Annotated in this window: 13 protein-coding genes; 3 read left to right on the top strand and 10 right to left on the bottom strand. The window is 35.1% G+C overall.

Going from position 1 to position 18,622, the window contains the following annotated elements; translation table 11 throughout:
- Positions 1-15 precede the first annotated feature (15 nt).
- Positions 16-801: an arylamine N-acetyltransferase family protein gene (locus ACK3CR_RS00230; RefSeq protein WP_430240597.1), complete on the bottom strand. Its 786-nt coding sequence runs from the start codon at positions 799-801 to the stop codon at positions 16-18.
- Positions 802-1,172: 371 nt separating this feature from the next.
- A complete protein-coding gene (locus ACK3CR_RS00225) occupies positions 1,173-1,604 on the bottom strand; it encodes a DUF4064 domain-containing protein (protein WP_328123969.1) in 432 nt (143 codons plus the stop codon).
- Between the two features lie 704 nt (positions 1,605-2,308).
- On the opposite strand from ACK3CR_RS00225, the gene ACK3CR_RS00220 reads away from it, so the two are divergent.
- The gene (locus ACK3CR_RS00220; protein ID WP_243510161.1) at positions 2,309-3,610 is read left to right on the top strand and encodes an Nramp family divalent metal transporter; all 1,302 of its coding nucleotides are present in this window, start codon (positions 2,309-2,311) and stop codon (positions 3,608-3,610) included.
- Positions 3,611-3,677: 67 nt separating this feature from the next.
- Complete coding sequence (locus tag ACK3CR_RS00215; protein ID WP_488974514.1) at positions 3,678-4,655, top strand: 2-hydroxyacid dehydrogenase; 978 nt, start codon at positions 3,678-3,680, stop codon at positions 4,653-4,655.
- Between the two features lie 37 nt (positions 4,656-4,692).
- On the opposite strand, the gene ACK3CR_RS00210 is transcribed toward ACK3CR_RS00215, so the two are convergent.
- The 5 genes from ACK3CR_RS00210 to xylB form a co-directional block, all read right to left on the bottom strand.
- Positions 4,693-5,991, bottom strand: a complete 1,299-nt coding sequence (locus ACK3CR_RS00210) for a pectate lyase family protein (protein ID WP_488974793.1) — start codon at positions 5,989-5,991, stop codon at positions 4,693-4,695.
- Between the two features lie 54 nt (positions 5,992-6,045).
- Entirely contained in the window at positions 6,046-6,786 is a 741-nt protein-coding gene (locus ACK3CR_RS00205; RefSeq protein WP_328123966.1) for a rhamnogalacturonan acetylesterase, read from the bottom strand.
- Between the two features lie 90 nt (positions 6,787-6,876).
- Entirely contained in the window at positions 6,877-8,292 is a 1,416-nt protein-coding gene (locus ACK3CR_RS00200; RefSeq protein ID WP_488974513.1) for a pectinesterase family protein, read from the bottom strand.
- 289 nt (positions 8,293-8,581) lie between these two features.
- The gene (locus ACK3CR_RS00195; protein WP_243510172.1) at positions 8,582-10,246 is read right to left on the bottom strand and encodes an alpha-keto acid decarboxylase family protein; all 1,665 of its coding nucleotides are present in this window, start codon (positions 10,244-10,246) and stop codon (positions 8,582-8,584) included.
- A gap of 531 nt (positions 10,247-10,777) precedes the next feature.
- A complete protein-coding gene (gene xylB / locus ACK3CR_RS00190; protein WP_243510177.1) occupies positions 10,778-12,274 on the bottom strand; it encodes a xylulokinase in 1,497 nt (498 codons plus the stop codon).
- Positions 12,275-12,542: 268 nt separating this feature from the next.
- On the opposite strand from xylB, the gene ACK3CR_RS00185 reads away from it, so the two are divergent.
- Complete coding sequence (locus ACK3CR_RS00185) at positions 12,543-13,721, top strand: ROK family protein (RefSeq protein ID WP_488974512.1); 1,179 nt, start codon at positions 12,543-12,545, stop codon at positions 13,719-13,721.
- A gap of 98 nt (positions 13,722-13,819) precedes the next feature.
- Here ACK3CR_RS00185 and xynB read toward each other — a convergent pair whose 3' ends face one another.
- The 3 genes from xynB to xylE all read right to left on the bottom strand — a co-directional run bounded on the left by xynB (position 13,820) and on the right by xylE (position 18,402).
- Entirely contained in the window at positions 13,820-15,421 is a 1,602-nt protein-coding gene (gene xynB / locus ACK3CR_RS00180; RefSeq protein ID WP_488974511.1) for a xylan 1,4-beta-xylosidase, read from the bottom strand.
- A 46-nt stretch (positions 15,422-15,467) separates the two neighbouring features.
- Positions 15,468-16,859: an MFS transporter gene (locus ACK3CR_RS00175; RefSeq protein ID WP_328123964.1), complete on the bottom strand. Its 1,392-nt coding sequence runs from the start codon at positions 16,857-16,859 to the stop codon at positions 15,468-15,470.
- Positions 16,860-16,986: 127 nt separating this feature from the next.
- On the bottom strand, positions 16,987-18,402 hold the full coding sequence (gene xylE / locus ACK3CR_RS00170; protein ID WP_430240591.1) for a D-xylose transporter XylE: 1,416 nt from the start codon (positions 18,400-18,402) through the stop codon (positions 16,987-16,989).
- Positions 18,403-18,622 lie beyond the last annotated feature (220 nt).

The following is an 18,622-nucleotide window of genomic DNA, read 5'->3' as shown; positions in this document are numbered from 1 at the left end:
GCTTTCATGCTAAATTTACACTTTTTTAAACCCAAAATAGTTTTGGATTAATTTCTCGAGTTCTTCCCTATTCATTTCTCTTTTCGTCATCTTTCCATCTTTCCACTCTGTAAAAGATTGTTCAGTTGCTGTCACATTTCCTTCATCAGTTAAACGCGTTATAAGCGTTTTTTTATTAAAAGGAGACTGTGGGTGATTCACAATAATATCTTGAATTTCGTTTAGTTTTTCAATTTCTCGAATAGACTCCGATGCATCAAAAGCATAGCCCCACTTCCAGTCACTATCTTTATTTCTTACTTTCATTTCAAAGATATAGTTACCATGCTCTGATTTTATATTGCTTACTCTAAAATCTCCATTACTAGAATGAACTTCTTCCCCTGTTAATGGAACAGGTTTTAACGGTAAATTCCCACCAAACCCTGTATCAATTAAATAGGTTTTCTCTTTATAGTTAACAAGGATGGCAACGTGGGTTTTCCCAATGTCGTTCCATTTGTTATTTTCGTTTTCATAAATAACGCCTCGTACAAGCTTTACATCAAAGTTGTTTTCAACAAGAAATAAATAGAGAAGAGAATTTAGCTCATAGCATACTCCCCCTTCATTTCGTGTAAAAAATTTATGTGCCAAATTTTCTTCTGTAAGTTCACTTGTTCTATTTTCAATAATACATAAATTTTCAAAAGGAAGTTCTTTTGCTAATTGAGGAAGGAGTGTGTGTAAATCATCAAATTCTATTTCTTCTCCTTGTGACATACCAATACGCTCTCGTAATAATGTATTTATTTTCTTCATAACATTTCCTCCTTATCTTCTATACTAAGTATGTTATGAATGGTTTTAAATCACAACAAAATAGCTCATATCTGTTCATTTGATTAATGGCAAAATAAAGAAGCGGCTTCATTCAATAGCGAAGCCGCTTCTTTATGCTATTTCATCTTTACATAGATTTCTTCAAGAGAAGCTTGATCAACTTCAATTTGAATAATATCAATATTATACTCTAGAAAACTCTGTTTAGTTTTAGAATAATCCTTTCTTCTCTCACAGTGAGTTCGGGAAAGGTTTCCTTATGTATAACTTTTACCCTTATGGTTATGCTGCTTTCTTAACTGACTCATAGTTTCCTCTTCATCCAATAGCCAATAAAATCTTAAATTCCCCTAATATGTTCTACTAGTTTCTACTTTTTTTGATTTACGAACAAGTGCGATGATTCCAGCGATTAAATAAGCAATCCCACCAAATATCCCTAAAACAAACGTTGCAACTGTTCCAAGAATAGCTGTGACAATTAAAATTCCCCCTGCTAGCTTAGGTTTTTTATTTCCTTTTAGATAAATGATAGAAACAATTCCTAATATAGCGCAAATAAGCGTCACAATAAGAAGATAAAGAGCTCCATCATTAACAGCAGACGCCATCTCACTTGCACTAATGTTCGTAATATTGCTTTTATCTATAGCTTGTTGAAAACCGTCTTGTACGTCTTGATTGTCTTGTGGAAGAGCAAGTACAAAACCGCTTCCTACTGAAACAATTAAAAAAAGCACAATTCCAATTACCGAAAACACAATTTCTACAACTCTACTCATGTTCTTCCTCCTTAGCTTTTTTAAATGATAAGATTTTATTTCTCATCTATTCGAAAAATAAAGCTCTTATCACAACCAAATTCTTCCTTAATTACATTTTAATAGTTTTTATTCAAGAGTGAAAGAGGTTCAGCGTAAATTAAGTTAAAATTAAGGTAAACAGCTATTAATTTTCGTTCATGATTGCTAGGATGTCATCATGTTTCGGTTATTCTTAATCATTTTATTTTCTTATTCAATTTCTTATTACATAGTTGTAAAAGTTATAAAGTCCCCCCTACCGAAGGAGAATCAAACTTTTTTCAAGGTTTAATAAAAATCCCCTCATGTTTCACTCAAAGATTTCATTCCCGTTTTTATCCATAGTTAAGCTCCTTTATCGTTCTTCTTATCTTTTTTCTAGTTTGCTATTCTAATATTTTATTGACTTACATTTTTATTTGTCTTACAATAAATTTGATTATTCAGAATATTGTTTAGGGAGGGATTTACTTCAAGTTTCATTTTGCTCTTTTTTAAATCTAATATTAACTTACTGTTCTCTATTATCATTATCCTTGCTACTATATCTACTTTACATCACACTAACGACTCTTCCCGTGATTACTCTTCTTGGCGTTGACATCCTCTGTATTTTTTCATCTTGTCAAAACCACTCCATTCCTAAATTGAAAGCGTATCCAAAGTTTATAAGGGGGATTTAAATGAAAAATGAGTCTAACTTGCAAAGCGCAGAAGTTGTAGTTGAAAAAAGACAGACTTTTCTAACAAAGTTCGCTAAAACGTTTGGTCCAGGTATTTTAGCAGTTTTAACATGGCTTGGTGCAGGAGATTTAGTGACTTCTTCTGTTGCCGGAGCTTCCTATGGATACAGCTTAATGTGGATTTTAGCTCTCTCTCTTCTTCTCAGATTTCTCATCGTAAATGTTATTGCACGTTTTCAGCTTTGTAATAACGAGAATTTGTCTCTCTTAGAAGGTTACGGACGAATTCATCCTTTTTTTGCTTATTTTCTTTTAGTATATGCGCTCATCATGGGACATCTTTTTAATTCGTATATGATCAAAGGAGCTGGTGAAGTGCTATCAACGCTTCTTCATATTAACCAGCCATTTTTAGGATCTGTTATTGTTGTTGTCCTTATCTTACTGTTAATCGGACGAAACATTTATAATACGATTGAAAATGTAATGAAGATTATTTTAGGGTTGTTGACAGTGGCCTTTATTGTTTTGGCAGTTCAATCATCTCCTGACTTTGGAGAAATTGTAAAAGGTACAGTTGGGTTTAGCATTCCAAGTGATACAGGCTTGCATGGCGCTTTCTTGTTAGCAGTTTCAATAGTTGGAGCTGTAGCTGGATCTATTTCTAACTTTGTGCATCCTTACTTTTTAAAAGAAAAAGGCTGGACAAAACCGAAACACTTAAAAATTCAGCGTAATGATTTACTTTTTGCAATTGGGGTTTGTATTGTAATTAATTTAGCCATTTGGATTATCGGAGCTGAAATATTAAAACCAAAGGGTATTGAAGTTGAAACAATTGATGATCTTGGAGCAGCTCTGCAAATGCAGTTAGGTCAAATAGGTTGGCTTATTTTCTACCTTGGAGTTTTTGGCGTTTTATTTGCGAGCATTGTTGGAAAATCGACAGGATATCCAAGACTTATTACGGATGCTTATTATGTAATTAACAAGAAAAGAAAAGAGAAATACAACGGAAAATACAATAAAGATCCACTGTTCAAATGGATTATGCTTTTTGTGCTCGTTACGCCAATCATTTGGTCAATTCCTGGAATGCCTGGTTTTATTACACTGACACTTTTAGTGAATGCTTTAAACGTTGTGGGCTTCCCTGTTATTGCAATTGGTATGCTTGTTTTATCTAATAAAAAAAGTCTTATGGGAAAATATCGCAACAACTGGTTTGAAAACTTATGCCTATTTCTTGCAACAGCATTAGCTCTTTGGTCTTCTATCCAACTCGCAATAGGATTCTTTTAAAAAAGGAGTTTAATGATATAAAGTGGAAGTTTTAGAAGTGAACAATTAAAAGAAAAGAGGAAACTTCATGAAACCAAAAGTTATCGTATATAAAAAAATGGATGAAAAGGTTTTGAACTTTATAAGAGAAACATGTGAGGTCATTTACTTTGAGAAGCTACATTCAGATGTTTATCCAACATTTTTAGAAGAGTTAAAAGATGCGGATGCTCTGCTAGGGTCTGGTTTGAAGGTAGATGAAGACTTACTAGATCGTGCTCCACATTTAAAAATAGTGTGTAATACATCTGTTGGCTATGACAATCTTGATATGGGTGAATTATCAAAACGAAATATTATCGCTACAAATACGCCTGATGTGTTAAATGATACTGTGGCAGATACGATTTTTGGTCTTTTGCTTGCAACAGCTCGCAGAATGCCTGAATTAGATCAGTTTGTTAAAAATGGCGAATGGAAAGAAACATTGAAAGAAGAACATTTTGGTGTTGATGTTCACCATAAAACATTAGGAATCATTGGTATGGGAGGGGTTGGCTCTGCTATTGCCAAGAGAGCGCATTTTGGTTTTGATATGGACATCTTGTATTATGGACGCTCTCGAAAAAAAGAAGAAGAAGGAACATATAATGCAATATATTGTTCTTTAGAAGAGCTGCTCCAAAAGTCTGATTTTGTTTGCTTAATGACGCCTCTTACTCCTCAAACAGAGGGACTAATGGGAAAACGTGAGTTTGAGCTTATGAAACAGAGCGCTATCTTTATTAACGGTTCAAGAGGAAAAACTGTTGATGAAGAAGCCCTTATAAATGCTTTAAGAGCAGAAGAAATTTTAGGGGCTGGACTTGATGTATTTGAACAAGAACCAGTGAGCCCAGACAGTCCCCTCCTTTCGATAAAAAACGTTGTGACGTTGCCACATATCGGCTCTGCTACAGCTGAAACACGCCTTAAAATGGCAATGCTTGGAGCCGAAAATCTAGTAGCTGGATTAAAAGGAGAAACCCCTCCTAATCTTATTAAAGGAAGCATAGGGGTAAAATAAGAAAAGCCTTTGTAGTTATCTACAAAGGCTTTTCTTTTTACAGTTTCCCTGCGCCTGCTTGTGCTTTTACAGTTCCTGGAACAGATTGGGTTGGATGAATTTTTTTATATAAAGAGGGTTTCCAGCCTACATTTTTATCTAATTTTGTGCCATTTTCTTTATTTGTTTCTTGAAGTAAATCAACTTGACGCTCTCCTGCTGGGCTCTTTACATACGAACCCTCTTCATAAATAGATGTTCCTTTCCAATCTTTAATAATATTCCCTAGAGGTACATTATAATCAAACGAGAAGTAGTTGTTTTGCGCATAAATCTTAGATTCTTTTCCAACTCCTAATGCATATTGAAATGAGTAATCCGTACTTTTTGCGAATTCATAGTAGTTGTTGTACACATGTACTTCACCATAGCGAACACGAGGTAAGCGCTGCGTTAAATTTTTATAGTAGTTGTGATGAAGGGTTACTTTTAAACGCCCTCGATCACTTGTCTTACTGTCGCTTGATCCAATAAGGGAGACTTTATCATGGTCTTGAAAAACGTTGTAAGAGGCGGTCATATAGCTTGCTGTGTTTGTTACATCTAATAGTCCATCATGCTGTTGGAATTTGCGCCCAAAATACTCACCAAACCCTTTATCATGATAGCGACCATCGCTAAATGTATTGTGATCTATCCAGACATGTTCTGCTCCATTTGTGACTACAATATTGTCATATTCAGAGTTCCACTCTCCTTGATCTCCATCAGTTGGATCCCATTGTGGAAAGAAATCTCTCGGCGCCTCAAATACAATATTTCGAACGATAACATTTTCTACTCCACTAATATTAAGACTTCCTCCTAAAATTTCAGCATCTTTTCCTAGTCCGATAATAGACGTATTAGAAGGAACATTTACAACAACCTGCTTTTTCTGTTCTTTTTGAGCACATACACGTGCATCTTCAAGCGGTCCGCTTACTTCTTTATCATAACCCCACTTCTCTGGGCTGTAAGCTTGAAGGTAAGCATTAAAATCATAGCCACACTTTTTCGCATAGTGCTCTGCTGTTGCAGGCTGATTGTTTTCATCAACATTAAAATCAATTGCTCCTGCAATATAAACAATTTTCGGCATATTCCCGCCCTCTGAAAGAGCACGAACAAACTCACTTCTATTTTTCACTGTAAATGTATGACGACTGTCTGCTCCTGAGCCACCCCTTGTTCCTTTTCCATAAGAAGCCCAGCCATCATTTGAAGCAAGACTCTCTTTTCCGAGATTGCTAGAAGCCGCTGATGCTGTTGAACTACTACCTGCAATAAGAAGGGATGCTAACACAAGCCCTTTCACTACTTTTCTCATCCTAAACTCCTCCTTCAAATCATAAATGTTAACGTTAACATTTTAGCGATTAGAAATGAACTGTTCTTTGTTAAGGTAGTTCTTTAACGGGACAATCTTTAATTCTTTTACACCCTCTGCTACAAGGTGTGAAATTTCTCTTGCCCCATTTTCTTGAAAATGCGTATTATCAATTACTCCATCTGGATAGTTAGGATGTTCTCCTTTTTCGAGCCAAAGAAAGAGGTCTTTTGTTTTTTCAACGCCAAGTTCTTCGTACAATGCTTTACTTTTCTCTGTTAAATCAATAACAGGCACATTCTCTTCTTTTCCTAGCTCTTTCATTGCTTTGGGATATGTCCCATGAGAATCATAAGCAATACCTTCTTCTGTGAAACGTCTACGTTCAACAGGCGTAATTAAAATAGGCGTCGCTTTTTTAGCATGAGCTCCGTCAATATATTGTTTCAAGTAGCGTTTATACGTAGTAGAAGGCTCTGTATAGCGACTCGGATCTTCTATTTTTTCGTCATTATGTCCAAATTGAATCAAAAGGTAGTCTCCTTTTTGAATTTCGCCTAGAACGGCATCTAACCTTCCTTCGTCAATGAAACTTTTTGAGCTTCGACCAGATTGCGCTTCATTTCTGACCGTCACTTTATGACGAAACTCTTCCTCAAAAACTTGCCCCCATCCCGCTCTCGGCGCAACGGAAGAATCATAGGTTGAAACAGTCGAGTCCCCCACAAGGTAGACCGTTATTTTACTTTTATGTGACTGTGAAACAAAACTTGTCGCTTCCACTCTTATTCCCCCAACACTTAAACTCAATAGGAGAAGTAGAAGACATATAAAATGAATTTTCTTTTTCATCGTTTTTTTCATCTTCTTCACCTATCTTTTAGATTCTGCTTTTTCTTTTGGATTCCAGCCATTTAGCACATTTTGAATTGTATACTGATTTGCTTCTTCTCTTGTTAATTGTTTCCGTGAGTCATTAAAAGCAACTCCTGGACCATGGTTTTTATATTCATAAAACCGTGCATCACGATAAGAAAAACCTGACATGTCTGTCCATCCTTGTTCATTGATATGCGGCCCAAGATAACTTTCTCTAAATACAACACTTCCAATTGCCTTAGGGTCGCCACCTGGATGCCACGGTCTGCCAAGATAGACAGTTCCATCTTCTGCATTACTTAAAAGCCTGCTTTTAATAAATAAATAGCCATATTCGTCTGTTATTTGAGTGCTTGGCGCTGTGACATACCCATTTACAGTTGAAGATCCTCTCGTTAGAGACATAATATCGCATTTTTCAAATACGGCTTGAGAACCCCCAAAGATAAAATCGACATCTCCTTCAATGTAACAATTGTAGAAGTATTGTGTGCCCTCTTTCGTGTACAATGTATCTTGGTTTCCAATAAATCTCGTATTCTTAAAAACTTGTCGTTCGCCTTTCGTATATACGGCAACAGCTTGCTCATCTTTTACATCAACACTTTTTTCATCAAATGCATTTTCAAATGTGAGATTTTCAGCCGTAAAATCATCACCATATATATAAACGCTTGCGCTTCCTGATGTCCCGTATGTTCCGCCCCCAGGTTTCTCCTTCCCTGAATAGTTGTCATACGTAAGTTTTGTTTTGTTAGCGTTTTCGCCGATAAGTGAAACAAAATCTTTATCTTCAGGTACTGTGACAACTTCTTTATATACCCCGTTAAAAATAAAGACGGTAACTTTCTCTTTGTTTCCAGAAGGGATCGCATTAATAGCTTCTTGAACGGTACGATAATCTCCCTTTTCATCTTTTGAGACTGTTACTACTTTCCCAATTTTATCGAATCTTTCTCTTATATCTTGAAGTTTTTGGCGTTTATCTTGTTTTAAAGAATGAGTGGCTTCTTTTCTCACTACTTCAGTATATACGTTACCTCTAATTTTTGTAGAGGTTTGGAAAAGAACAACGGTTTGCCCTTTTTTGTTTACACTTTGAGTCATGTTTTGAATTGAAATAGTGTCCTGATTTCCTTTGAAAGCGATATCATTTTTATCTATCCTTTTTAGAGTTGTACTAAATGTAACCGCAATAAGGTCATTTCTTACAAGTTCTGCCTTATCTATCTTCATCTCACTGCTTGACATTTTTCTTTGTGAAACACCTTCACTTGATAAAATGCCGAGCATATACAGTTTTGCAAGATCTCCGCTGCTCACAACATCTTTTACATGTGCCTTTTCATTTAAGCTCATATTAATTGCGGTTGCGTTAATGTTATCGTGTGCATAAATCGTATTAGACAATACCCCTCCCATCATCGTCAACATTGTGGCAGAATAAATGATCACTTTTCTCTTTTTCCTACTAAAGTCCAAACACTTCGCCTCTCTTTCTGTGAGTCTAAAATTTATTATATAGAATGAGTTAAGATTTGCAATATTTTTTTGAATATTTAATTAATTTTTACACGAATACATTTGATGAGGAGAATAGACCTACTTTTTACAAATTGTGATGGAATCCTATTAAAAAGAGCAGAAGGAATATTTATTTTTTAAAAAACCTCCACCCATACATGAGTAGAGGCTTATTCTATGAATTTTGATTCGAAAATCGTTTAGAGAGCTCTGTTAATAATTCCGGTTTATCATCTCTGTTCATTTTGATTTCAGCGAAAACAAGCTTATCATGATGTTCTATCTTGTTTAACATATCATCAAGCTCCTGCTCTGTTTGTACTTTAAACGTTTCGCTTGCTTCTTTTGGCCCAAAAATGCTTGGAAGTTTTTCATAATCCCACATCACAATATCATTGTAAGATTTGTTTTCACCGTGAATAGCGCGTTCTACTGTATAGCCATCATTGTTGATTAAGAAAATAATGGGCTTAATTTTTTGATAAATGATGGTTGAAAGTTCTTGAGCCGTAAGCTGGAAAGAACCATCTCCAATTAAAAGAATGTTGCGACGTTCTTTGTCCGCAAGCTGACTTCCAAGTATCGCAGGAAGCGTATAGCCAATAGATCCCCATAATGGCTGACCAATAAATGTCCCTCCTTTTTTTAACGGCATTGTTGCTGCACCAAAAAAGGAAGTTCCTTGATCAGCAAGGAGTACATCCTCTTCTTTTATAAAATGAGAAAGACGCTCAAAGAATCGCGTTTGCGTAAGTTTTTCGTCTGTTGCTTCAAATGGTTGTTGTTGCTGAGAAGCAATTGACATAATGTTCATTTCTTCTCTCTCTCGTTTTTTGATGTGATGAGCTAATGTATTCAACGTGTCTTTCATTGTAAGAGGTGCATATTTTTCTCCTTCCCCCTCAACAGACAAAGGATGAAGATGAATCACGTTTTCTTCAGAGAACCCTTGTGAAAACCCGCCTGTAATAGAATCTGTTAACTTCACTCCTACACTTATAATACAATCGGATTCATCTATTCTTTGTTTAATATAAGAATCACTTAAATCTCCATTGTAAACACCAATAAATTGAGGATGTGTTTCGTCAAAAACCCCTTTTCCCATACTTAGCGTTGCAATGGGAAAGCCGCTCTTTTCAGCAAAGTGCATTAACTCTTTTTCCGCTTTGTAGCGGTACACTTCATAGTCTGCTAAAATTACCGGCTTTTTCGCTTTGTTTATTTTCATTAATAAATTAGTAAGCATCTCGTCCATTGCTTTTTCATTGCTCTTCACTTCTTCATTTAAAAGTTGTTTTTTAGGCTTATTAGCAGGTTTATCATATACATCAATAGGAAGCACAATATGAACAGGCTTTTTTTCTGTTAAACAAGCAAGAAGTACCCGGTCAATCTCCTGGCTCGCATTTTCAACTGTTAATATGGTTTGAGCACACGTCACTTCCCTAAACATCGTTGAAAAACGATGGAAGTTTCCGTCTCCTAATGTATGATGAACGTAAGCACCTTCTTTCATCACTTTTGTTGTTGGAGCCCCCGTGACTTTGACAACGGGAACATGTTCAGCATATGAACCAGCAATTCCGTTTACAGCACTTAACTCGCCAACCCCAAATGTAGTCATAACAGCTCCGATGCCGTTTAATCTTGCATATCCATCAGCAGCATATGCAGCATTAAGCTCATTGCAGTTGCCGATCCATTCTAACTCTTTATGTTTTAGAACTTCATCTAAAAACATTAAATTATAATCACCAGGAACGCCAAAAACGTGCTGAACTCCAATTTCAGCTAGTCTGTCTAGTAAGTAGTCACCAATTGTATAGTCTTTTTTCACTGTCTATTCCACCTTATTTTAATATCTAACTTTCTCCTTCCCTTTTTATCATTGTTCATAAACACAAGGAATAGAAACTTTACATTTTTTAGTTATTTTAACCTATTTTCCGAAAGTTATAAAATGGATTTTCTTAGGGATAATTCCCCCTTCTTTTTACAGTAAAACTTGGTGTCCTTTTTCCTCAAGTAAGAAATTCCTTCTATAAAATAGTCATTTCTCTTATTAAAGCTGAAATTTGAACAGAGTAAAGAGAAAAATGGCTCCTAAGACCACTATTTTTAAAGTTCCGTGAGCTAGTTCTAGACAAGGAAAATGTAGATAGACAGTTACATAAAATAGTAGGAACCTCATTTCTTCTATAAATTGTTTCTAATTTCAATATAAACTTCTCCATTATACTTTCGAATTCGGAGAAAAGTTGAGATTGTCTTCATATATTCTCACTCTGTTCTTAATAAATTGTTCTATAGCTCTTTAAATTTGATATTCTATTTAATAATCATTTTTCACGTCTCGTACAATTTGTTATCAGTCTCTAAATGTGGCTAATGCAGCATTTAAATCTTTTGTTTTAAAATAAACCTCTTCATAAATATTAAATAGAGCTTCATATCTCTCTACATTCGATTCTTTAGGATAAAATGTTGCTGTCTCTCTAATAAATTTTTCTGCACACTGTTCAAGTGAATCAAACCATCCACTTCCAAAAGTAGCTAGCATGGCCGCTCCCATTGCCGGACCTTGTTCACTTTCTAACTTAATTACTTTGGCCTTAAAAATATCAGCTTGCATCTGAAGCCATGTTTCGTTCTTGGCTCCACCCCCAATTGATATAATCGTATCAACTGTTTTTCCTTCTTTCCGGAATAGCTTAATGGACTCATGAAGAGAGAATGTAACCCCTTCCATAACTGCTCTCACAAAATTCTCTTTTTTATGAGATCCATCCATTCCAATAAAGCTTCCTCGAATGAGAGAATCAGCATGTGGACTCCTTTCCCCCACTAGATACGGGGTAAATAACAGTCCATTAGATCCAATTGGGACAGATTCTACTCCATGCAACAACTGCTCAAATGTTTCATTTTGAGAGAACGTTTCTTTAAACCAGTTCAAACTGTAACCTGCAGCAAGCGTAACCCCCATTGCATAAAACGCATCCTTCTTTCCATGGTTAAAAAAGTGAACTTTTCCTTTAAAATCTCTTTCTTTATCTTCCTCATATGAAAGAATGACCCCAGATGTACCGATGCTACATAACGTTTTGCCTGAAGAGAGAATACCAGCACCAATGGCTCCACATGCATTGTCAGCTCCACCTGCAAATACTTTCGTTTTTTTAGATAATCCTGTCTCCTCTGCAATATTAGGAAGCAGCGTTCCTACACAATCATGTGATTCAACAAGCGGTGGACAGATCCTTGTAGGGATATCAAAGCGTTTACAGATATCATAGTCCCATTTCTTACGTGTTACATGTAATAGCAAAGTTCCCGCTGCATCTGAAAACTCACTATTAATGATGCCTGTCATTCTAAATCTTACATAGTCTTTAGGAAGTAGGAAAATGGCTGCTTTTTCAAAGATTTCGGGTTCATGTTCCTTCACCCATAAGATTTTAGGCAATGTAAAACCTTCTAGAACACGGTTCTTTGTAATCTCTAACAACTGTTCTCCAAACTCCTCTTCTATATTCCTGCATTGAGAAGTTGTTCTTGTATCATTCCATAATATAGCGTTACGTAACACACACTGATTTTGATCAAGCAACACTAATCCATGCATTTGCCCAGAATAACTAATCCCTTCAATATTATTAACTTGAACTTGACATATAGAAACAAGCTCAGCCAAGGCCTGAATTGTCTGTCGCACCCAGTCTTCCGGATTTTGTTCATTGTATCCTGCCTTCTCTTGAATAAGTGGATAACTTTTAGAAACTTCTCCACAAACTTCTCCATTTTCATTAACCAAAATCGTTTTGACAGCGCTCGTTCCTAAATCAATTCCAATTACATATTTCATTAGTTTCACTCCTTTATCTACATAAAAAAGACTATTCTGTAAATCTCCAATCAATTCGCAAACTGCATTTCTATGAAAAAACGCTATGAAATCCTAGTTCTATGATTGTTATATTTGACCTCAAGTATGTTAGTACGGTAAACTAACTAATAACATTATAATAATTATATATAAATCTATTGTCAACCGCTTACATCGGTTAGACAAATAAATTTTTAAACGATAAACTAATATCATTAATCTAGAGATGAGGAAATGAGGTACATGCATGGAAACAACAGATAAATATATGATACGGAAACAAAATGAACTAGTTATTCTCGAAGAAATTATTAAAAGTGGCCCCCTCTCACGTGCAGAATTAGCAAAAATATGTGGTTTAAATAAGGCGACTGTTTCGGAGATTGTAAAAACCTTAATTGATCGGAAACTGGTTACGGAAACAGGTATTGGGACAAGTACACAAGTTGGTGGAAGAAGACCCATCATTCTTCAATTTATTGCGAAGGCTGGACTATCCATTAGTATTGACATTGGTTATAATTATATTGCTTTCATGCTTACTTACCTTGATGGCTCTATTATAAAGGAGCATTATCAAGAAAATATTAAAATAGATAGACATAACGTTTGTAAATATATCCTAGATGTATATCAACTTTGCAAAGAACAAGCTCCCCCTACTGAATATGGTGTAATTGGAATAGCGATAGCAATTCATGGTGTAACCTTGAACAATGAAATTATTTTCACTCCTTACTATGATCTGAATAAACTTAATTTAGTAGAGGTCATTGAAAAAGAAACAGGTATTCCAGTTCTAATTGAGAATGAAGCAAACCTCTCAGCAATTGCCGAATTAGCCTATCATTCACATTTCTCCAATTTAGTTAGCATTAGTATCCATTCCGGAATTGGCGCAGGTATCATACTAGATAAGGAATTGCACTATGGAAAAAATGGTTATGCTGGAGAAATTGGACATACTATTCTATTTCCAGGTGGAAAAGCATGTCCATGTGGGAATAGAGGGTGCCTTGAGCAATACTATTCCGAAAAAGCTATCTTAGAACGTTTCAGCTTACTAAATCGGGAAGGACAACAATCTTCCTTCCATCAAATAACTCAAGCTGTTGAACAAAACAATGAAGAAACAATTAAGTTATTAAAAGAAACAGCTAAATATATTTCAATTGCTATTAATAATGTTAATAATACGTATAATCCTGATGTTATTTTCCTTAATAGTGAATTGATCCGTACAATACCTTCATTGTTAGAAACAATAAAAGAAGAATTAACGTGCTTTATGATTGACGACATAGAAGTAGCCTCCTCTTCCCTAGGAAATCGAGCAATTTTAATTGGAGCAACTTATTTAAATATTCAACACTTCCTTGGCATTAAAAGTTTATATTTCTCTAAAGAACAAATTTATAATAATTAAAACTCTAAATTTTGAATTCAAGAAAAACAACTATATTATAGAAACAAATAAATCAAAAGGAGACTTTGGCAAAAGTAAAAGTCTCCTTTTGATTTATATTATTTTTCCTTATAACTAAAATATTTAAAGTCAGCCTGAATATTTTGACCGCTCGTATCTTGGCATTGCATTCCTACGAAAGCTCCTGTAAAGAATCCTCCTCCTCGAACATAATCATCTGATAATTTTTTAGATTCTAACATTACTTCAATCTTAGTCCATTTTTCTTTGTCGAAAGAATAAGAATAATAATATTTGTCATGTTCAATCTCTACTTTTAGATGAACATATTTTATTTCAAGAGGAATAATAATCTTATCTTTTAACGGTTGTGAAAAAGAGAAGTTATCACATATTGTTAGATCTAAAATACGTCCAATGTCTTCATCGTACGTTACTTGAAGAGCTGTCCAATTTTCCGTATTATAATAATTAACTAGCCCTGCTGCTTGTTGAAAGTTCTCTGGATAGAATTCAACCGCTGTTTCTGCCTCAAAGTGAAGGCTTTGCCAACGTCTTGCTACAAATGCTTGAGTGAATAAAGATGTTAATGATTCATGTCCAAATAGGCTTAAATGGTTAGGTTTTTCAGTTAATGACCCTAATTCATCTGTAAAAGGGATCCGTAATGTCTGAAAGTTAATATTTAATTTTGCACTTTCAAATTGATCGACCTCTGGATATGTTGCTTCAAACGTAGTTTCAGCAATACTCGGTGCCTCCACCTCTAAGCTACCTTCTTTTCCACCAACTACATAAGGCCACCCATCTTTCCACTCTAATTTTTGAATAGCTGTTTCTCGACCTAGTGGACAATATCCTCTTTGCTGAATAACTGAATCATCGGAAGGATGAATTGGACGGCCTGTCAAATGAGCTAAATACCATTTATTTGTATGAGTTTGAACAATTGAAGCATGCCCGCACTTTTGTAATGGATTTCGAGGTTCATGCCAAGACGTTAAAATTGGATTGTCTGGATGAAGTTCATATGGCCCTTCAATATCTGTGGAGCGAGCAATTGTAGCAGCATGTTCAAATCGCGTTCCACCTTCTGCTGTGAGTAAATAATAATAATCACCAATATGATAAAGATGAGGTGCTTCTGTTAGTTTTATGTCCGTTCCTTTGAAAATGACCTTTGGCTTATTGATTAATTTCTGTTCCTCAGGTGAATATTCCTGCATTACAATACCACCGAATGAATGGTGATTGATTCGATGATTCCATAACATATTTAATAAATATTTCCTGCCATCAAAATCGTGAAATAGAGAAGCGTCGAATCCAGAACTATTTAATTTAATAGGTTCTCCCCATTCTCCATCAATTGTGTCTGAAGTCACTAAATAGTTATGACAATCTTTCCAAGCGCCATCCACAACCTTTACATCTGTATATATAAGCCAAAATTTCCCGTCACTATAACTTAAACAAGGTGCCCATACTCCTCCAGAATTAGGATTTCCTTTCATATCTAATTGTGAAACCCTCTGTAATGGATGTGCAACCAAGCGCCAATTTACTAAATCTTTTGAATGATGAATCTGTACACCTGGAAACCATTCAAATGTAGATACGGCAATATAATAGTCTTCTCCTACTCTGCATATACTTGGATCAGGGTTAAAACCTCTAAGGACTGGATTAATAATCTTCATCTTAACTCCTCCTCATGATCTACAAATTTCTTAATATACTCTTTTTCTAGTTTTTAAATTCATCAATATGGTCCATATATACTTTATCTCTATTCTCTAATTCACGTACAATCTTTGCATATTCTTCTTCATCTAAGTTATAGAAGTAAATGTTAATTATTGCTAATACCAAGAACACAACAGGGATGATTGTTGTTGTAATTAAAATTCCTGTTAATGCTTCAGGAGTTTGTACCTGATTCGCAATATAACCGAATTTATCTAAAACAAATCCTGGTATGATGCCCCCTATGGCCATGCCAAACTTAAAAAAGAAACCAATAACGGAATAAATTAATCCTCCCATCCGTTTTCCTGTCTTGTATTCTCCATATTCAATTGTTTCTGGAATAAGAGCCCACATATAGCCTCCAGCTGTAACACTTCCTGCAGCAGCAATTAGACGAAAGAGGAGTACAAGAAAAATATGACTAGGTGGGACAATAAGCAGACCTAAAAGACCAACAATATTTAATAATAATGCAAAAGTTAATAGTTTCTTCTTCCCTATCCATCTATTAATCTTAGGTATAAATGGGAGGATAATTAGAGCTGGTAAGCTCCCCAATAAACCATACCATTTCACCAAATCTTCCCTACCGACATTGTAGGTAATATAATAGATTCCAACAGAATTGCTTATTGAATTAACGCCAAAAATAATGATAAAGAAGATACTTAAAATGACTAATGGTCGGTTAACCTGAAACTGTTCAAATATATCTGATAATCTAATTTTCTCCTTCGATTTTTGAAGACTTACACGTTCTTGCGTGCTTTTAAAACAAAATATTAATAAACATGCTCCGATAACCCCCAGAATACTCATAGTCAGCTGCCAAGCAAGAACTGAACTATCCGTAGTATCACGTAAGTTATTGGATAATAGAGGAACAAAAAATGCTACTATCAATCCACCAAGGTTAGCAAAGAACATACGCACAGATGTGATACTAACAACTTCTTGATTGTTTCGTGTCATCGCAGAAGTTAATGCACCATATGGAACATTTATAGTTGTGTATGTAAGTGATAAACCAACATACGTAATATAGGCATATATTAATTTACCCATATCTGAAAAATCAGGAGTTGTAAAACACAGTATTGCGAGTATAGCAAATGGAAATGCTCCAAATAACAGATACGGTCTAAAACGTCCAAATCGACTATTTGTTCTATCTACTATTGTTCCAATAAAAGGATCAGCAAGGGCATCAATTATTCTAACAACTAAAAACATTGTACCGGCAGCAGCTGCTGATAACCCAAATACATCGGTATAGAAAAATAAAAGGTACGTAGAAACTGTATTGTAAATCAAATTACAAGCGAAATCCCCAGAAGCATAACCAACTTTTTCAAATATAGGAATTCTCGATAGATTTTCACTAGACATCTTCTTTCCTCCTTCAGAGCGCCATTAAATAAAAACTACATACCTTTACATTTTCCATAAAAGTTACTTTTTCAATTTCAAAGAGGGATATGCGTGTCTATATAATGTTAAAACCTCAAAAATAACTTCATACTACTTCATGATGATCAACTTTAGTTTTTTTCCATTCATTCTCCATTTGTTCAAGCGTCTTCCCTTTTGTTTCAGGGATGAATTTCCAAACAAATAGAGCGGAAAATACACTCATTAGCCCATAGAAACCATAAGTTAAGCCGCTGCTGTATTCCATCATCATTGGATAAGTAGATGAGATTAGGTAATTAGCAGCCCATTGAGCAGCTACTGCAATGGCAACGGCCTTGCCACGGATTCTATTAGGGAAAATCTCAGAAATTAACACCCAACATATTGGCCCCCACGATAACATAAAAGCAGCTGTGTATATAATAATGAAGATTAAAGTACTCATTCCAATAATATTTAGAAAAGCCATTCCTGCCACACCAAACATTCCAATCGCCATACCAATGGATCCTATTGTTAGTAATGGTTTACGTCCCCACTTATCAACTGTTAAAATAGCAACAATTGTAAAGATAACATTGACTAATCCCATAACGATGGTCTGTAACATCGAAGCGTCTTTTGCAGCTCCCATGCTTTCAAAAATACGTGGAGCATAATACAAAGCAACATTTATACCGACAAATTGCTGAAATACCGAGAGCATAATTCCTACCACAATCACTAATTTCCCATAAGCAAATAGCTTTTCAGAAGCAATACTTACTTTTACGGTTTGCTTAATTTCACTTAAAATGGCTGCCGCTTCTAAAGAGCCATTAATTTTAGTAAGAATATTTAATGCTTTATCATCTTGGTTTTTAATTGCTAGGTATCGAGGTGTTTCGGGTACAAAAAGTAGAAATACACAAAATAAGAAGGCTGGAACTATTTCTGAAGCGAACATATATCTCCACCCTATATCATTTATCCATTCTAATGGCTGTCCATTAGCAATCCCCCAGTTAACAAAATAAACGACTAGCATCCCAAAAATAATCATAAATTGATTAAATGATACTAATCGGCCACGAATATCTGCAGGTGCAATCTCTCCTATATACATTGGCACAATAGCTGAAGCTAAGCCGACACCGACTCCCCCTATGATTCGATATAAATTAAACATAAGTAATAGAGAAAGGGATGGTTCTCCCTTTGTAAAAAATAAAAACTCAGGATAAGCAGACCCTAAAGCTGATAGAAGAAAAAGGATAGCTGCGACAATAAGGGAATATTTACGTCCAAAACTTGACGCAAAATAACCGGATATTATACCGCCAATGATACAACCAATTAATGCACTAGAAATTGTTGCTCCGTGTGCTAACGACCCTAAACCTAAAGGTTTTATTAAATAGGCTTCTATTGATTTTTCAGTTCCAGATATTACAGCAGTATCATAACCGAAAAGCAAACCACCGATAGCAGCTACGAGCGTAATTGAAAAAATATAAAGTGAGTTTCGCTTTTGTTTCATAGTTTTTCAGGGATAAATTTTAATAACTCAAAGAAAATTAATCTACTATATAAAACTAAATGATTAACATTCCCCCGACTTCTATTAAGTAAGACTATTTTATAAAGCGCTTACAAAAATAATATACGTAAAGGCTTGTTTCTCATAACTTAGTTGCTTATAGATTAATCTTTAAAATCTTCCCCTAAACTCCTTCCTATTTTAAAGTAGTAAATCACGC

The sequence above is a fragment of the Priestia sp. TRM10 genome (genome assembly GCF_057808375.1).
This window is presented reverse-complemented; position numbering and strand designations above follow the sequence as displayed.

Excerpts from the sequence above, each read along its gene's own strand:
- xylB (WP_243510177.1), bottom strand. The coding sequence starts at position 12,274 with ATGAAATATGTAATTGGAATTGATTTAGGAACGAGCGCTGTCAAAACG.
- ACK3CR_RS00215 (WP_488974514.1), top strand. The coding sequence starts at position 3,678 with ATGAAACCAAAAGTTATCGTATATAAAAAAATGGATGAAAAGGTTTTG.
- xylE (WP_430240591.1), bottom strand. The coding sequence starts at position 18,402 with ATGAAACAAAAGCGAAACTCACTTTATATTTTTTCAATTACGCTCGTA.
- ACK3CR_RS00225 (WP_328123969.1), bottom strand. The coding sequence starts at position 1,604 with ATGAGTAGAGTTGTAGAAATTGTGTTTTCGGTAATTGGAATTGTGCTT.
- ACK3CR_RS00220 (WP_243510161.1), top strand. The coding sequence starts at position 2,309 with ATGAAAAATGAGTCTAACTTGCAAAGCGCAGAAGTTGTAGTTGAAAAA.
- xynB (WP_488974511.1), bottom strand. The coding sequence starts at position 15,421 with ATGAAGATTATTAATCCAGTCCTTAGAGGTTTTAACCCTGATCCAAGT.
- ACK3CR_RS00185 (WP_488974512.1), top strand. The coding sequence starts at position 12,543 with ATGGAAACAACAGATAAATATATGATACGGAAACAAAATGAACTAGTT.
- ACK3CR_RS00230 (WP_430240597.1), bottom strand. The coding sequence starts at position 801 with ATGAAGAAAATAAATACATTATTACGAGAGCGTATTGGTATGTCACAA.
- ACK3CR_RS00175 (WP_328123964.1), bottom strand. The coding sequence starts at position 16,859 with ATGTCTAGTGAAAATCTATCGAGAATTCCTATATTTGAAAAAGTTGGT.